The 16,140-nt window shown below is 48.0% G+C and carries 17 protein-coding genes; 3 read left to right on the top strand and 14 right to left on the bottom strand.

Going from position 1 to position 16,140, the window contains the following annotated elements; translation table 11 throughout:
• Nucleotides 1-26: 26 nt before the first annotated feature.
• From atpA to mioC, 11 genes are all read right to left on the bottom strand, one after another.
• Nucleotides 27-1,568, bottom strand: coding sequence for a F0F1 ATP synthase subunit alpha (gene atpA / locus SIL79_RS07000; RefSeq protein WP_039035952.1), 1,542 nt, complete (start codon nt 1,566-1,568; stop codon nt 27-29).
• A gap of 14 nt (nt 1,569-1,582) precedes the next feature.
• Nucleotides 1,583-2,116 carry a F0F1 ATP synthase subunit delta gene (gene atpH, locus SIL79_RS07005; RefSeq protein ID WP_039035951.1) on the bottom strand — a complete coding sequence of 178 codons (534 nt, stop codon included), beginning with the start codon at nt 2,114-2,116 and terminating at the stop codon, nt 1,583-1,585.
• A gap of 15 nt (nt 2,117-2,131) precedes the next feature.
• Entirely contained in the window at nt 2,132-2,602 is a 471-nt protein-coding gene (gene atpF / locus SIL79_RS07010; RefSeq protein WP_028780952.1) for a F0F1 ATP synthase subunit B, read from the bottom strand.
• Nucleotides 2,603-2,639: 37 nt separating this feature from the next.
• Nucleotides 2,640-2,891, bottom strand: a complete 252-nt coding sequence (gene atpE / locus SIL79_RS07015) for a F0F1 ATP synthase subunit C (RefSeq protein ID WP_025011729.1) — start codon at nt 2,889-2,891, stop codon at nt 2,640-2,642.
• Between the two features lie 66 nt (nt 2,892-2,957).
• The gene (gene atpB / locus SIL79_RS07020; RefSeq protein WP_039035950.1) at nt 2,958-3,752 is read right to left on the bottom strand and encodes a F0F1 ATP synthase subunit A; all 795 of its coding nucleotides are present in this window, start codon (nt 3,750-3,752) and stop codon (nt 2,958-2,960) included.
• A gap of 12 nt (nt 3,753-3,764) precedes the next feature.
• Nucleotides 3,765-4,148 (bottom strand): ATP synthase subunit I, encoded by a 384-nt coding sequence (locus tag SIL79_RS07025; RefSeq protein ID WP_039035949.1) that lies wholly within the window; start codon nt 4,146-4,148, stop codon nt 3,765-3,767.
• 225 nt (nt 4,149-4,373) lie between these two features.
• On the bottom strand, nt 4,374-5,255 hold the full coding sequence (locus SIL79_RS07030; protein WP_039035948.1) for a ParB/RepB/Spo0J family partition protein: 882 nt from the start codon (nt 5,253-5,255) through the stop codon (nt 4,374-4,376).
• Nucleotides 5,256-5,265: 10 nt separating this feature from the next.
• Nucleotides 5,266-6,054 carry a ParA family protein gene (locus SIL79_RS07035; protein WP_039035962.1) on the bottom strand — a complete coding sequence of 263 codons (789 nt, stop codon included), beginning with the start codon at nt 6,052-6,054 and terminating at the stop codon, nt 5,266-5,268.
• Nucleotides 6,055-6,140: 86 nt separating this feature from the next.
• Nucleotides 6,141-6,764, bottom strand: coding sequence for a 16S rRNA (guanine(527)-N(7))-methyltransferase RsmG (rsmG, locus tag SIL79_RS07040; RefSeq protein WP_071476691.1), 624 nt, complete (start codon nt 6,762-6,764; stop codon nt 6,141-6,143).
• A gap of 100 nt (nt 6,765-6,864) precedes the next feature.
• A complete protein-coding gene (gene mnmG / locus SIL79_RS07045) occupies nt 6,865-8,754 on the bottom strand; it encodes a tRNA uridine-5-carboxymethylaminomethyl(34) synthesis enzyme MnmG (RefSeq protein WP_162207293.1) in 1,890 nt (629 codons plus the stop codon).
• A 450-nt stretch (nt 8,755-9,204) separates the two neighbouring features.
• Complete coding sequence (gene mioC, locus SIL79_RS07050) at nt 9,205-9,645, bottom strand: FMN-binding protein MioC (protein ID WP_039035945.1); 441 nt, start codon at nt 9,643-9,645, stop codon at nt 9,205-9,207.
• A gap of 148 nt (nt 9,646-9,793) precedes the next feature.
• On the opposite strand from mioC, the gene SIL79_RS07055 reads away from it, so the two are divergent.
• Nucleotides 9,794-10,645, top strand: coding sequence for an endonuclease/exonuclease/phosphatase family protein (locus tag SIL79_RS07055; RefSeq protein WP_162207294.1), 852 nt, complete (start codon nt 9,794-9,796; stop codon nt 10,643-10,645).
• A 748-nt stretch (nt 10,646-11,393) separates the two neighbouring features.
• Here the strand turns inward: SIL79_RS07055 and SIL79_RS07060 are convergent.
• From SIL79_RS07060 to SIL79_RS07070, 3 genes are all read right to left on the bottom strand, one after another.
• The gene (locus tag SIL79_RS07060) at nt 11,394-11,894 is read right to left on the bottom strand and encodes a hypothetical protein (RefSeq protein WP_177192607.1); all 501 of its coding nucleotides are present in this window, start codon (nt 11,892-11,894) and stop codon (nt 11,394-11,396) included.
• 177 nt (nt 11,895-12,071) lie between these two features.
• Nucleotides 12,072-12,320 carry a pilus assembly protein gene (locus tag SIL79_RS07065; protein ID WP_144362101.1) on the bottom strand — a complete coding sequence of 83 codons (249 nt, stop codon included), beginning with the start codon at nt 12,318-12,320 and terminating at the stop codon, nt 12,072-12,074.
• A gap of 166 nt (nt 12,321-12,486) precedes the next feature.
• A complete protein-coding gene (locus SIL79_RS07070) occupies nt 12,487-12,768 on the bottom strand; it encodes a LuxR C-terminal-related transcriptional regulator (protein ID WP_162207295.1) in 282 nt (93 codons plus the stop codon).
• A gap of 104 nt (nt 12,769-12,872) precedes the next feature.
• On the opposite strand from SIL79_RS07070, the gene SIL79_RS07075 reads away from it, so the two are divergent.
• Nucleotides 12,873-13,823, top strand: coding sequence for an IS30 family transposase (locus tag SIL79_RS07075; RefSeq protein WP_319619088.1), 951 nt, complete (start codon nt 12,873-12,875; stop codon nt 13,821-13,823).
• A gap of 472 nt (nt 13,824-14,295) precedes the next feature.
• Entirely contained in the window at nt 14,296-15,741 is a 1,446-nt protein-coding gene (locus tag SIL79_RS07080; protein WP_162207248.1) for an OmpA family protein, read from the top strand.
• The last annotated feature ends 399 nt before the right edge of the window (nt 15,742-16,140 follow it).

The raw sequence follows: 16,140 nt of genomic DNA on the forward strand, positions 1-16,140 counted from the left end.
GGTGCCTTATGACACCTCGCATGTATTTACCAGGTTTGGGTTGCCACGAACTTGTCGAGACCAGCCTTCAGCTCAGCTTCGATTTCGGCATTGTAATCACCGCTATCGTTGATCAGCTTCATCAGCTCAGCATGCTCGCCGTTCATGAAAGAGAGCAGAGCGGCTTCGAAGTCACCGATCTTCTTCAGCTCAATACCTTTCAGGTAGCCTTTTTCAGCTGCAAAAATAGATACAGCTTGGTCAGCTACGCTCATAGGAGCGTATTGCTTTTGCTTCATCAGTTCGGTTACACGCTCACCGTGCTCCAGCTGGGCACGAGTTGCATCGTCAAGGTCAGACGCAAACTGTGAGAACGCAGCAAGCTCTCGATACTGTGCCAGAGCAGTACGGATACCGCCGGACAGTTTCTTGATGATCTTGGTCTGAGCCGCACCACCTACACGAGAAACAGAGATACCTGGGTTAACCGCTGGACGCAGGCCAGAGTTGAACAGGTCGGTTTCAAGGAAGATCTGACCATCGGTAATAGAAATTACGTTGGTCGGTACGAACGCAGATACGTCACCTGCCTGGGTTTCAATAATTGGCAGAGCGGTCAAAGAACCAGTCTTGCCTTTTACTTCGCCATTGGTGAACTTCTCAACGTACTCTTCGTTCACGCGGGAAGCACGTTCCAGCAGACGAGAGTGTAGATAGAATACGTCACCTGGGTAAGCTTCACGGCCTGGTGGACGCTTCAGCAACAGTGAGATCTGACGATAAGCAACAGCCTGCTTGGACAGGTCATCGTAAACGATCAGTGCATCTTCACCGCGGTCACGGAAATATTCACCCATGGTACAACCAGAGTATGGTGCCAGGTATTGCAGGGCAGCCGCTTCAGAAGCAGTAGCAACCACAACAATAGTGTTGGCCAGAGCACCGTGCTCTTCCAGCTTGCGTACTACGTTGGCAATAGTAGAAGCCTTCTGGCCTACTGCAACGTACACACACTTGATGCCGGAATCTTTCTGGTTGATGATGGCGTCAATAGCCATCGCAGTTTTACCAGTTTGACGGTCACCGATGATCAGCTCACGCTGACCGCGACCGATAGGGATCATGGCATCAACCGCCTTATAACCGGTTTGTACCGGTTGAGATACGGATTGACGCTCAATAACACCAGGAGCAATCATTTCAACAGGTGCAAAACCATCGTTGTCGATTGGTCCTTTACCGTCGATTGGCTCACCCAGAGTGTTAACAACACGTCCCAGTAGACCACGACCTACTGGAACTTCCAGAATACGGCCAGTGGTTTTAACTTTTACGCCCTCAGCCAAACCGGCATAAGGACCCATAACTACGGCACCTACAGAATCACGTTCAAGGTTCAACGCGATTGCATAACGGTTGCCAGGCAGTTCGATCATCTCACCCTGCATTACATCGGCCAGGCCGTGAATGCGGATGATGCCGTCACTGACCGAAACGATAGTACCTTCGTTGCGGGCTTCACTGACGACTTCGAACTGCTCGATCCGCTGCTTAATCAGATCGCTGATTTCAGTGGAATTCAGTTGCATGCTCAAACTCCCAATTACGACTGCAGCTTATCAGACAGGCGGTTTAATTTGCCGCGGACGGATCCATCTATCACCAGATCCCCTGCCTTAATAATAATACCGGCGATAAGCTCGGCATCGACGCTGCAATTCAGCTTAACTTTGCGTGCGAGACGTTTCTCTAAAGAAACACTGATCTGCTGTTGCTGCTCAGAGCTAAGCTCAGTAGCAGATACCACGTTGGCTTCGATTTCCTTAGCCCATTCGTGGCGAAACTCAGCATAGAGCTGAGATACAGCAGACAGTACCTCCAAGCGACCGTTTTCAGCCATTACCTTGATCAGATTTTGACCGTGCTCATCAATTTGCTCGCCACAGATATTGATAAAGAGTGCAGCTAGCTTATTGCTGGACATAGATCCAGCCAGCAGTGGCTTCATGGATTCGTTTTCACTCACCATTGCCGCGAAATCGAGCATTTCTGCCCAGTTTTCTACTGCTTGATGTTCAACAGCAAAGTCAAAAGCTGCCTTAGCGTAAGGGCGAGCAATGGTGGTTAACTCAGCCATAACTCAACTCCCTTATCAAATTTCAGCAACTAGTTTATTAACTATGTCGCTTTGGGCGGCTTCATCAATCGAACGCTCGAGGATCTTCTCTGCACCAGTGATGGCAAGAGTCGCAACCTGCTTACGCAGTTCCTCTTTCACGCGATTACGTTCAGCTTCAATTTCTGCTTTACCCTGAGCAATGATTTTCGCACGCTCAGCGTCTGCTTCAGCTTTGGCTTCATCAATAATCTGAGCCTTGCGCTTGTTGGCAGACTCAATGATTTCGTTGGCTGTAGCCTTGGCGTCTTTCAGTTGGTCAGTCGCTTTCGCTTGAGCCAACTCCAGGTCTTTTGCTGCACGGTCAGCGTCAGCAAGACCATCAGCAATCCTTTTCTGGCGCGCTTCGATGGCATTCATCAAAGGGGGCCATACAAACTTCATGCAGAACCACACGAAGATAATAAAGGCGACCGTCTGACCGATTAGGGTAGCGTTGATATTCACAACAGCCTCCTATTTAGAGTTAAGACAGAAGCGTTTATTACAGCATTGCACCCAGTGGGTTAGTAAACAGCATGTAAAGTGCAATACCTACACCGATCATGGTCACGGCGTCGAGCAGACCCGCTACAATGAACATCTTAACTTGCAGCATAGGAGCCATTTCTGGCTGACGCGCAGCGCCTTCCAGGAACTTACCACCCAAAAGGCCGAAACCGATAGCGGTACCCAGTGCACCCAAACCAATGAGCAGAGCAACAGCAATTGCAGTAAAGCCCAGAATCGTTTCCATCTGTATCTCCAGTATCTAAATCTGTGTTGGTTGATGATTTAGTTTAAAAAATTTCTTCAGCAGTCCTTAATGATCTTCATGAGCCATGCTTAGATAAACAATAGTCAGCATCATGAAAATAAACGCTTGCAGCGTGATAACCAGAATATGGAAGATCAGCCAGCCCAGTTGCAAAGTCACACCCAGAGCGGCAATCGCCAAGTTGGTACCATACATCAGCGCAATAAGGATGAAGATCAACTCACCTGCATACAAGTTACCAAAAAGACGTAGCCCCAATGAAATAGGTTTAGCTATCAAGGTAACAGTTTCGAGCAGGAAGTTGACGGGTATCATTGCCCAATGGTTGAAGGGCTGTAGCGTCAGTTCTTTCGCAAATCCTGACACACCTTTGACCTTGATGCTGTAGTAAATAATCAGCACAAACACGCCCAACGCGAGGCTGAAAGTGATGTTAAGGTCAGTAGTCGGTACTATCTTCAGATAAGGCACACCGGCCAAAGCGGCAGTATGTGGTATCCAGTCAACTGGCACCATATCCATGAGGTTCATCATGAATACCCACATAAAAATAGTCAGAGCAAGAGGTGCAATCAAAGCATTGCGACCGTGGAATGTATCTTTAACGCTGTTGTCGACAAACTCGACGATCATCTCGATAAAGCATTGAAGCTTACCGGGAACGCCAGAGGTTGCTTTTTTACCAACGCTGCGGAACAACCACAGAAACAGCACGCCAAGACCAACCGAAAAGAGCAATGAATCAATGTGCCATGTCCAGAAACCTTCACCAACGGTAAGGTTGGTAAGGTGATGCTGGATATAGCCCTGCGGTGTTAATGTTTCACCAGGTGCAGCCATGATTCATCCCACTTAACTTTGCTTGAAGTACAAAGGAGCTGCCCAATGCACTATCAACGCCAGTACATAGCAAATAAAAAGGGGCATAAATGCGACCTCTAAATTGATAAATACCAGCGAAAACAACGCTATTGTCAACAGCAACTTTACCGCTTCCCCCCAGTAAAAGCCTTTTAGGACCTTACCGGCAGAGCTTGCTCCCATATGGGAAAAAGCCAGGGTAGCGAATACAAAATTAGGGAGCACAGCTATGGCAGTTCCTGCCAGAGCAGAATAGCCAAACTGGGCTCCCCACACGGCAAAGAAGATAATTGAAGCACCCCCAGCTATCGCCGCCTGCATCATCACCAATTTATAGGCTGACCAACGGCCACGACGCGCTAAAACCTTACTCAATTATTCTTCTCCGCATTCCTACTTTTTGTTTCGATGACCGGACTACAAATATCCGTATAGAGTCGAGGTACAAAAAGCTTGCGAAAGTATACCTTTTCAAGTCTTGTTTGCAACTTTGAGATAAGTAAAAACCTCACCTTTTAACGTGATACAGCCCCAAATTCGCATAAATGCAATATTAACAAACGTCACAAATTTACACTAAAAAGCGTTAACGACGTTTTTTTAATGGATTTTGGCAAGGATGCCGTCTAATTCAGCCAGATTTTGATAGTTAATTACAATTTTTCCCTTTCCCTTACTACCGTGGGAAATAGAAACTTTTGCACCTAGCCTCTCAATTAACTGACTCTCCAGACGAGCAACATCGGTATCTTTTACAGGCTTTTCGGCCTCTTTGGCAGGATTTAAGACTTTATTAACCAATCGTTCTGTTTCACGAACGGTCAATTCCTTCGCTACCACCAATCGGGCAACAGAAGTTTGCTCCTCACCTTGCAAGGCAAGCAAGGCTCGGGCATGACCCATCTCAATATCACCGTACTCCAGTAACCGCTTTACCGGTTCATTCAATCCATTGAGTCGCAGCAAGTTCGAAACGGTAGCCCGTGATTTTCCCACAGCATCAGCTATTTGTTGGTGAGTAAGATCAAATTCTTCGATCAAACGGTTAAGCGCAATGGCTTCTTCCATAGCATTGAGATCTTCCCGCTGAATGTTTTCTATCAGGGCGATAGCCACAGCAGCCTCATCGGCAACCTGCTTGACTATACAGGGCACCTTGTCCAACTTGGCCAGCTGCGCCGCACGCCAGCGACGTTCACCGGCGATTATTTCATATTTGTCATCACTGATCTTACGCACCACTATGGGCTGAATAACGCCCTGAGCCTTGATAGATTCAGCCAGCTCTTCCAGCGCCTCCGGCGACATATCTTTACGGGGTTGATACTTACCGGGTTGCAGCAGATCCACATCCAAAGTCAGCAAGGTTTCGCCGGCATCAACTTTAGATTGCTCGGCATCATCACGCTTCTTACTCGCTGCATGGCTGGTACTCAAAAGTGCGTCCAGGCCCTTGCCCAGACCCCGTTTTTTCAGTGTCATGCTCATTCCTTTATGCCTGTTTCGCTTGCTGATTCTGCTCTGAGCGACGAATGATTTCGCCGGCTAAAGCCAGATAGGCCTTGGCCCCAGCGCTACTCTTGTCATAGTACATAGCCGGAGCGCCAAAACTCGGCGCTTCGGCCAAGCGAATATTTCTTGGGATCACAGTGCGGTAAACCTTGTCACCGAAATGCTGTTTCAGTTGATCGGAAACATCGTTGGCCAGACGGTTGCGGGGATCGTACATGGTTCTGAGTATTCCCTCGATCCCGAGTTTAGGGTTAACCATGGCCGCCAACTTGGAAATGGTATCCATCAGGGCAGTCAAGCCTTCCAGGGCATAATACTCACACTGCATGGGAACCAGTACTGAGTCGGCCGCCGACATGGCGTTCACAGTCAACATATTCAGCGAGGGAGGACAATCGATAAAGATAAAGTCGTATTCATCCTGCACCTTTGCCAAAGCGTTGCGCAGGCGAATCTCCCTGGCAAAGAACTCCATCAATTTGATTTCGGCGGCAGTCACATCACCGTTGGCGGCAATGAGATCGTATTTCCCGGCAGTGTTACGTACGACGACTTCGTCAAAACTCTTTTCTTCCACCAGTAACTCATAGGCGGTGTTTTCAACTTCGTACTTGTCAACACCACTCCCCATGGTGGCATTGCCCTGGGGATCCAGATCGATCAATAGCACCCGCCGCTTGGTTGCCGCCAAAGAGGCAGCCAAATTAACACAAGTTGTTGTTTTTCCAACGCCACCTTTCTGGTTGGCTACGGCAATAATTCTCGCCACACTGTCACCTTGTCTGTCAATTTTGTTATTGATGCCCGGTTCCGTTTGCATCAAGTTGCTTGATACGCCAGCCAATTGCAAGGCATTCAAACCTGGGGAGCTATGATCAGCAGATGTCTCTGTTCATCCAATTTTGGAACCTTGAGTTCAATGGATTCCCTGATACTGTACCCCTCAGGGATCCCGGTTAACTCATCAGGGTTCAGTTGCCCTTTAAGGGCATAGAATACCCCATTTTGCGCCGGCAAATGCTGACACCAGCTTAACATGTCTGCCACTGAGGCAAAGGCGCGGCTTAGCACGCCGTCAAACCCTTGCGGATCCTCAAAGGCTTCCACCCGGCTCTCTACCGACTGTATATTTTTCAATTTGAGTTCAATCTGGACCTGTTTTTGAAAACGGATCCGCTTGCCCAAGCTATCGAGCAATACAAATTCTTTATCCGGATTCAAAATCGCCAGCGGGATACCGGGCAACCCAGGGCCTGTGCCCACGTCGATAAAACGCTGTCCCTTGAGATGAGGAGAGACGACCAGGCTATCCATGATATGACGGATGAGCATCTGCTCAGGTTCGCGCACCGAGGTCAGGTTATAGGCTTTATTCCATTTGTTGAGCATGGCAACAAAACCAAGCAACTGTTGCTGCTGTTCATCTGATGCATTGAGGCCTGTCTCAGCCAGATATGTTTTTAACTGTGCTGCAAGCACGGGTATTCTCCCCAGAAAAATACTGCGGGGCTATTATGCGGCCCCAAAACGGCCAAGGGAAGCATCTACAGCTTCCCCGGCTCTGGAATGGTTTACTGTATCAGGCCGTTCGGCGCAGTAATCCCCGTTTTTTCAGATGCACCAGCAAAATGGAGATGGCTGCCGGAGTTACCCCCGAGATCCTGGAGGCCTGGCCTATGGTCTCTGGTTTATGGGCATTGAGCTTGGCGATCACTTCGTTGGATAAGCCTGGCACTTCATTGTAATCAAGCTCCAGCGGCAATCCGGTATTTTCGTTACGCTGTGCTTTGGCGATCTCTTCCTGCTGGCGCTGAATATAACCAGCATATTTAACCTGGATCTGCACCTGTTCGGCCGCTTGACGATCTTCGAGCCCCGGCCCGAAACCTTCAATCCCCATAAGCTTGTCATAGTCCAACTCAGGGCGCCGTAGCAGCTCTTCAAACGAAGCTTCGCGAGATATTGGAGTATTGAGATGCGGATTCAGCGCTTCAACCAGAGGGGAATTCACATGGATCCATTGACTGCGCAGACGTTGCAGCTCAGATTCTATCGCCTCAACCTTGGCTGAGAACTTGGCCCAGCGCTGATCGTCAACCAAACCCAGCTCGCGGCCTTTCTCGGTCAGGCGCAGATCGGCATTATCTTCGCGCAGCAGCAAGCGATATTCGGCGCGGCTGGTAAACATACGATAGGGCTCTTTAGTGCCTAACGTCGACAAATCATCCACCAGCACGCCAAGATAAGCCTGATCCCTTCTAGGTGCCCAAGCGTCTTTACCTTGCACCTGTAAAGCCGCGTTCATGCCGGCCAACAGGCCTTGAGCTCCTGCCTCTTCATAACCTGTGGTGCCGTTGATTTGACCTGCAAAGAACAACCCATTTATGGTTTTGGTTTCCAGCGAATTTTTCAGATCTCTGGGATCAAAGTAATCATATTCAATGGCATAGCCAGGGCGCATGATCTCAGCATTTTCCATCCCCTTGATCGAGCGGACCAAAGCAATTTGCACATCGAATGGCAAACTGGTTGAGATACCGTTGGGGTATAACTCATTGGTATTGAGTCCCTCAGGTTCAATAAAGATCTGATGCGAACTCTTATCGGCAAAGCGATGGATCTTGTCTTCGATAGACGGACAGTATCTCGGGCCTATTCCTTCGATAACCCCAGAATACATAGGGCTTCGGTCCAAACCGCCACGAATTATCTCGTGGGTTTTTTCATTGGTATGGGTGATATAGCAAGAGATTTGCTGAGGATGTTGGTTCACATCACCGATAAAAGACATCACAGGAAGAGGATTATCCCCCTGTTGTTCTGTCATCTGCTCGAAGTCGACACTGCGAGCATCGATACGAGGCGGCGTACCCGTTTTGAGACGGCCAACTCGAATAGGTAACTCTCTGAGTCTATGAGCTAGAGCGATCGCTGGAGGATCACCGGCACGCCCACCACTGTAATTTTCCAATCCAATATGGATCTTACCTCCCAGGAAAGTACCGGCTGTCAGCACCACAGCAGGAGCTTCAAAAGCCAGTCCCATTTGGGTAATAACACCAATGACTCTGTTGTTTTCAACAACCAGATCGTCAACAGCTTGTTGAAAGATCCTTAAGTTGGGCTGGTTTTGCAATATCTGTTGGATCTTTTGTCGATATAAGGCGCGATCTGCTTGGGCTCTGGTAGCTCTTACTGCAGGTCCCTTACTTGAATTCAGGGTTCTGAATTGGATCCCGGCATAATCAGTTGCTGTTGCCATGGCGCCACCCAAGGCATCTATCTCTTTAACCAAGTGCCCTTTACCTATACCCCCGATAGCCGGGTTACAGGACATCTGACCCAAAGTGTCAATATTATGGGTTAGGAGCAGGGTGTTAACTCCCATTCTGGCAGCTGCCAATGCGGCTTCAGTTCCGGCATGACCACCACCTACAACAATTACATCAAACCGTTCATGAAAACGCATAGATTTACCTTTGGCTGAGCAAGGGATGAAAAAGGAATTTCAGCCGATCATTTTAGCACCTGTAACGATTCAGGTGAATGCTCTATTTCATGCTGATGGATCGCAAGGGATCTGCCTTATAGATCTTAAGATCTTTATATAGATCTTCTTGTTATGTTTACTATTAGGATCGGGCTTTTCTGTGGGTAACGGTTATATTTACATAAAAACAATAGGTTAACGCAAATCGATCCTGTGATCAGTTGGCGATCTATCTCCATTAAAGCTGGGGATAGATCGCGATCTTATCCACAAGGAGGATCTGGTATGCATTCAGGATCCGATTCATGCAAAGATTGATCAGATCAAAATAAAGTATTATCCACAGAGTTATATTTTATTGAGCAAAATTGTGGGTAAGTCAGATCTAAATTGTGAGTATTTGATAGCTTATTCAGTTTTAAATACGTTTTAGAGTTTGCCTAACCAGCCATCAAGCCACGCCAATGCTGGATCTTCCGGTACGGGATCGTATTGAACATCGATCTGGATCTTATCCACATAGGATTGGGCGCCAAGTGCGCTCAGTTGGTGTAGCAGCTTTTCCGGGCCTTGGCAGAAAGTGTCGTAACTCGAGTCGCCGATAGCACATAAAGCATACCGGCAGTCCTGCAGATTTTGGTTTGACTGGAGTAATTCCTGATAGAAGGGCTGCAAATTGTCCGGAAGATCGCCGGCCCCATGGGTGGAGGAAACGATCAACCAAAGGGCTTTGGGATCCAGTTGATCCAACTGTGGGGTCAAATACAGGTTTGTCTGGTGGCCGTTTTGTTCAAGCTTATTGATGAGTTCTTCGGCGACATATTCGGCTCCTCCCAAGGTGGTTCCGACCAATACTTCGACTTTCGCCATGATATTCCTCTCTGTATGTAGCGCCTGGCGCCTTGATTTAATCGGCCCATATTAATCCAATTTGCGGTGACAGACAGCCTTGGGTAACCTGAGTTTGAGCACTATTGCATTAATCCTGTTGTAGGCTCTTTCTGCGCTTGAGGCTGATATGAAACTGAAGTGGTTGCTGATCTTCCCGTTGCTTTCTTTGCTGGTGATACTCGGGGGATGGCATTGGTTGTTTACTGTACCGGCAAATGTTCAACTGCAATCTGACAGGGTTGATTCCAATACCGGCGCGGCCTGTATTCAAACGCCAACGGCAAAGGCGCTGGATAATAATGGTGAGTTTGGTGTATTGATCTGGAATATTCAGAAGCAGCAAAACGGCCAGTGGCGTTCTCGTCTCGATGATTTTACAACTGGCAGGCAGTTGGTGCTGTTGCAGGAAGCCAGTTTGGATCCCGGCATGTATCTTTATCTGAATACTGCGCAGTGGTTTTGGCGTTTCGCTAATGCTTTCAGTGTATTGGATACCCCAGCTGGGGTAATGAATCTCTCCCGCAGCGCTCCTTTGAGCAGTTGTGGCTACCGTACTCTTGAGCCTTGGTTGCGGTTGCCCAAGACGGCCTTGGTCGCTGAATATCCTTTGTCTGATGGTTCATTATTGACTGTGGTCAATGTCCATGGAATTAACTTCAGTGTCGGTATCGAAGAATATCGGCAGCAACTTAAGTCTTTGACTGAAGCCCTGGCTGAGGAAAGAGTTATGGGGCCTATTATTCTGGCGGGTGATTTCAATACCTGGAGTGAGGAACGCAGTATGCTGCTGGCCGTCTTTGCTTCCTCTTTGGGATTGAATGAGGCTCATTTTGGCGAGGATAACAGGGTGAGAGTTCTGGGGTATCCTTTGGATCATCTCTTTTATCGAGGATTGAAACCCAAAGAGCTGTATGTGCCGGAAACAGATGTGTCTGATCACAATCCTATGGTCGCCAGCTTTGTGATTGCTGAGAACTAGGCCATAAGGAAGGTGCGAACAAGTCCCATGCGTTCTCTGCGTCGGCTTACGGGCATGGATGCAAGGCGTGGTTCGCAGCAAATGGCCTTAGTCCTTTGTAAGAAGCACAACACAGCAGGCAGGCCTGTAAGCCACGCCCTTCGGGGCTTACACAGCAACCGGCTCTCTGCGTTATCCGACTTTGACAGGCCCCGGCATGCCTTCAGTCAGATGCCTTGAACGCCAATTGCTGTGTAAGCCAGAGTACCGTGAGGACTTATTCGCACCTTCCCTAAGTAACTCATGTTTCCCTGACACCGGTTCCTCCAAAAAAGGACCTGTGACCGAAGTAGCGGAAGTCAGCATTCCTAACGGAGGGCCCTGATAGATTATCTTTCCGCCATGTTTTCCGGCTCCCGGGCCCATTTCTATTACGTGGTCGGCATTGGCTATCATCTCAAGAATATGCTTGATGATTAGCAATGTTTTTCCTTCAACTGCGAGTAAGGTAAATAGTTCGAGCAGGCGCTCGACATCGGCCATATTCAGGCCAGAGGTGAGGATTTAAGGACATTATGCAGCGACTCTGTATAACAGGTAGCGGTAGAACACTTGCATGGCTCAATCCTTGACCGTGGTTTCTGTCCTTCAGTGGCGCACGCCGTTAACTCTTCCGATATCGAGTGCATGGAATAGCCGACGGCGATGCTTGAATTCTTAGCCTTTATTCAAATTAAATTTGTTGTTTGGGTGTGAGTAGGTACGCCGGCTACTGATATTCTGCCTTCCACAAAGTCAAAGGTTCGGCAGAGCACCATTGCCAGAATTTCTTCTCCACCAAGTCACTTGCCGCAGCTGCATCCCGTCCCTCAAACAAGCGCCAATTTTCCTCTGCAGATTTCAGGGCATACTGTCTCAAGTGACCGGTGATCCTCTCGAAATCGGATGGCTCGAGAAGAAATATGCTGCCATCCCTGTAAGACTCCCAAGGTATCTGATCTTTAGGTTGTCGTTGATGATTCTGGAAGAACGCCTCGCTGTAGATGCTGGCCGAACCACCCGCAGACACACAGTCGTCCCAACGTTGGCAGCGAAAGAAAAACTCGTCCTCTGCCTCGGCAGTGCCTGTTAGCTCTCGATAGGGGCAAGATTTTTCCCAAGGCTTATTGATATTGGCCTCGGCCACACCTTGGCGCGCAAGCTCTATCTCATGGGGCTTGGGGAACCTGTCCATCAGTAATTGCGCTGGTTCGCCACTCTCGTCTGCCATCAAAATGGAGGTAGTTCCCAAAAGGAACACACCGAGCGCGACGCGGGTGAAAGTTGACTTTGAAAACGATGGCATCAAGCGAAATGACATTCTACAACCCTCTGAAGGACTAAGTTATTTATCCAGAAACAGGAATAGGCCATTTATAACAATGGCCTTTATCCTTACTTGTGCTGGTTACTTACGAGTACTGGCCTTTGAAGCAGTCTCGTTGTAAGCGTTCAAGCCACCAGCCTTGGCAGCGTCAGTTACCGCTTTTTTACCTGCTTTTTCAGCTTCACTATTGGCAGTCTTAGTTTCACTTGCACTACCTGAAAGTTCAGCGGCCATAGAAGCCGTTTGGTTACGTACCACATCACCAAACATAGTGAACGCACCGATAGCCGCAATGGCAATTAGAGCAACAATTACGATGTATTCAGTCATACCCTGACCGCGAATTTTACGTTGGAAAATAGTTTCACTCCTTGAAGCAATTGATAGTAATTTCGCGGTTATTATTAGAGTAATCCATCTATGACTCAATTACTCCGGAGGATAAAAATTGCTCAGGCATTACACCTTAAAGGATTAATTAATTAGTATGATGACATTAATTGAATTCGCCCTTTAAGGTTGTTTTTTCTGTAAATATTTGGAGATGCATTTTCACAGTGTTTAGCGAAATATTCAGCGCATTTGCGATTTCCTGATTGCTTATTCCTTTAAAAATACAATCCACTATTTGCCGTTCTTTCAGGGTGACATCAAGAGCCGTTCTTTCAGAACTGACCACCTTGTTTTTAAATGATGTTTTAAGAACATATTGCGAAAGTGCTTTTCGTGAAAAGTACATCTCTTCTTTAACAAGGAAATCGATAACAGTTAGCTGCACCCGAATTCAGATAATAAGTGCACCACTCATGGTTAAACGGTGAGGAGAGATCAACTGCCTGTTGGTGATACTCTGTAGTCGCCAAACAAACATGAGTAGTTACCATGAATTACAAGCAGTTGATCGAGGGACAACGATACCAGATTGAGGCCTATTTACGCGAGGGTTTCAGTTATCGGGAGATAGGAAAACGTCTGAAAGTCAGCCACAGCACAATCAGCCGGGAAGTAAATCGCAATCGAATTCGGGATAACCATTACTTGCCGGAAGTCGCTCAGGCGAAGGCACTAAAACGCCGTTGTCAGTCCGCGAAGTCTAGAATATCTGGACTGACCATCACCTTTGTTGAGTTCGGTCTCAATGAGAAATGGAGTCCGGAACAAATAGCCGGTGTCGGTAAAATCATCGGATATAACGTCAGTCACGAGTGGATTTATGGCTATGTCCAGCGTGATAAATTATGCGGCGGCAAGTTGTACAAACAGCTACGCCAGAGTCACCGAAGATACCGTAAAGGTAACCGTGCGAAGCGTGTGATTATCCCGAATCGCGTAGGCATAGAGCATCGTCCCGCTATCGTGAACAAGAAAAAGCGGTTCGGAGACTGGGAAGCTGACACGGTTCTGGGCAAGCAAGGTACGGGCGCGATTGTCAGCCTGGTTGAGCGAAAAAGTAAGCTGTACCTGATACGCAAAGTGCCAGCGAAAAGCGCAGCCGATGTGGCCCGGGCCATGGTTGGTATGCTGTGGAAATATCGAGGTTATGTTCGAACTATCACTGCGGACAACGGCAGCGAGTTCTGTGACCACGAACAGGTCGCAGAAAAGCTTAAAACGGATGTCTACTTCGCTAACCCTTATTCGTCCTGGGAACGCGGACTGAATGAAAACTTCAACGGTTTGCTGCGGCAATACATACGGAAAGGCACCGATTTGCGGACGGTAACAGATAGGCAAATTAGTGAGATTGAACGGACATTAAATGCCAGACCGAGAAAGTGCCTCGGCTTCAGGCAACCTATTGCGGTATTCAATGAATTACGCAAGGCAGCCTAATTTAGCGAGTGGTGCACTTCGGAGTTGAATTCGCGCAACACTAAAGAACTATTTCTTATCAATTGGCCGTGAAACCCTGTCCGCAGTAATTCGACTTCGATTTGAGTATCGAGGTTATTGACTATCACTATATAGGCTGTAGAGGGCTTTCGCGTCGAAGATACGCAGGGCTCTGGCTTTTGTGTTCAATCTACAAAAACCACGCTATTGATATGCTGTTCATCCGTGTATGATAATGCTTTGCGTAAACACCGACCATTCGCAAGGTAAAACTGCTTTAACTCAGACTGTAAGTCAAAAACCTCTCCCTCCAGGCGTATACTGGTGCGAGTTCGTATATCCATTTCGTATATCCATATAATATTCAGCTGAAACAAATACGAAGGCTGACACTTTAATTGTTTTATCGTATCATCCTACTCTCTTAATTAATACGCTAAAGTAAGATTCGCCCGCTGAAAAGGATTTTTTTATGGGACAAAATACTTTATTGAGTGCAGTATTTTTGGTTGTTACTGCCTTCAGTGCCTCTGCCAGTACGCTTTTCGGCACTTTCCCTGATGCCAAATATCCCGCAGAAAAACGCATTCATTTTACGCCATTTGATCTCATTACTGCCGTTGATGGAGACAAGCTCTCCGTTTTGCCTGTGTCAGGAAAACTGACTCAACACAGCTTCGAGCTCCCAGACAGCTATACGCTGGAGCTTGTTATCAATAACTATTTGGCACAACTTAAAAAAATAAATGCTGAGATAGTGTTTCTATGCCAGCAGGAAGCCTGCGGTGATCCCTATGTCCTAAGGGACCAGTTGGCACCTAGGATAACCGTAGATACCAGTTATCTCGGCGCATACGTGGCGGCAAAACTAACAGGTTCCAGCGGGGATGTTTACAGCGTCATCTATGCTTTTCACCGTGAGGACCGTTACACCAAGGTACAGCTTGTGACCCTTGAGAGTATTCCCGAGCCACTGGATCTGATTGAGGCAAACCCGGCGTTTTTACAGCAGGATCCACAAGAGGTGGAGATAAAAGATAGACGCAGTGAAGATAGTCAGGACTCGGCAGATCATCCGCTGCTTGGCCGCATGCCCGGCAGTTTCATTAGTCGCTACAAGCAAACCAATTTTACCCAAGTCCCTGTGATTGTCGGCATATCTGCAGCCGGTTATCAGACCCAGCCACTCAATGCCAAACTCACCGAGATACGTTATCGGATGCCAGAGGAATACTCGCTGTTTGAAATCAGCAGTAACTACGCCGCCGCAGCCAACAAGCTGGCCGCTGAGTCCGTATTCCATTGCGAGGGTAAAGCCTGTGGTGACGATGCCGAATTGATAAAGTCCATGGGGTTACATCAGGATGTTAACACCGATGAATGGCAGGACTATCAGCTATTTAAACTGAGCCGCCCTGGTGGTGATGTGTATTTCGATATTTATGCCCAGGGCCGCTACGATGGCACGCCGGCAGACACCACTGTGCGAGTGATGGAGCTTTCGGCACTGAAAGATGACAGGGTTGTCATTGACCTCGATGCTCTCACCAAGGCCATTACCCAATCCGGCAAGGCTACTCTGGAAGGCCTGCTGTTCGATTACGACAGTGACCAGATGCTGTCAGAGTCCAAGCCAGTGCTGGAAGTACTGGCAAGCTATCTTAAGCAGCACCCGAAGCTGGATTTTTACGTGGTCGGCCACACCGACGATAAGGGCGACAACCGCTATAACCAGAGCCTGTCACAGCGCCGAGCGGCGGCAGTGATAAAACAGCTCACCGAGCAATACCTGATCCCCGCCAGCCAATTAGCAGCCCATGGCAATGGCGAGTACAGCCCCGTTGCCAGCAATGCCAACGAAGCAGGCCAGCGGCTGAATCGCCGTGTGGAGCTGGTGCTCCGCTCTGACAAAAAGTAACCCACTGAACCTTCGCAGCCGGTTACATTGTACTGTCATCAACGGTGAGGTTAACCCGTTGGTTACGTAGGGAAATAGACCACATAATTGCAGATGACTTTACTCTGGCTGTTGCTCTGACAGGTCTTTGTACCATAGCTGGCAGACGAAGATATTTATAAGTGGGTGGGTGTTTTAGGTTTGTCGTGAACGTACAGGTTTAAGGTTTCTTAGCTGCGTTTACGTTTATTTTGGCGTTCACCTTGTATATTTGTGGTGTAGCCATAGTCATAAACTAAGCCTAGTGAGCGTGTGCCGTCAGTTCTAAGTGTTCGTTTTTCAATGGAAATTTTCATTTTAGCCCCCAATTGGTCCCCAATACGGCATTTATCATGTCATTGGGGCCCAACTGGGGGCTAG

It is taken from the genome of Shewanella indica (assembly GCF_033842865.1).
Taxonomy (GTDB): domain Bacteria; phylum Pseudomonadota; class Gammaproteobacteria; order Enterobacterales; family Shewanellaceae; genus Shewanella; species Shewanella indica.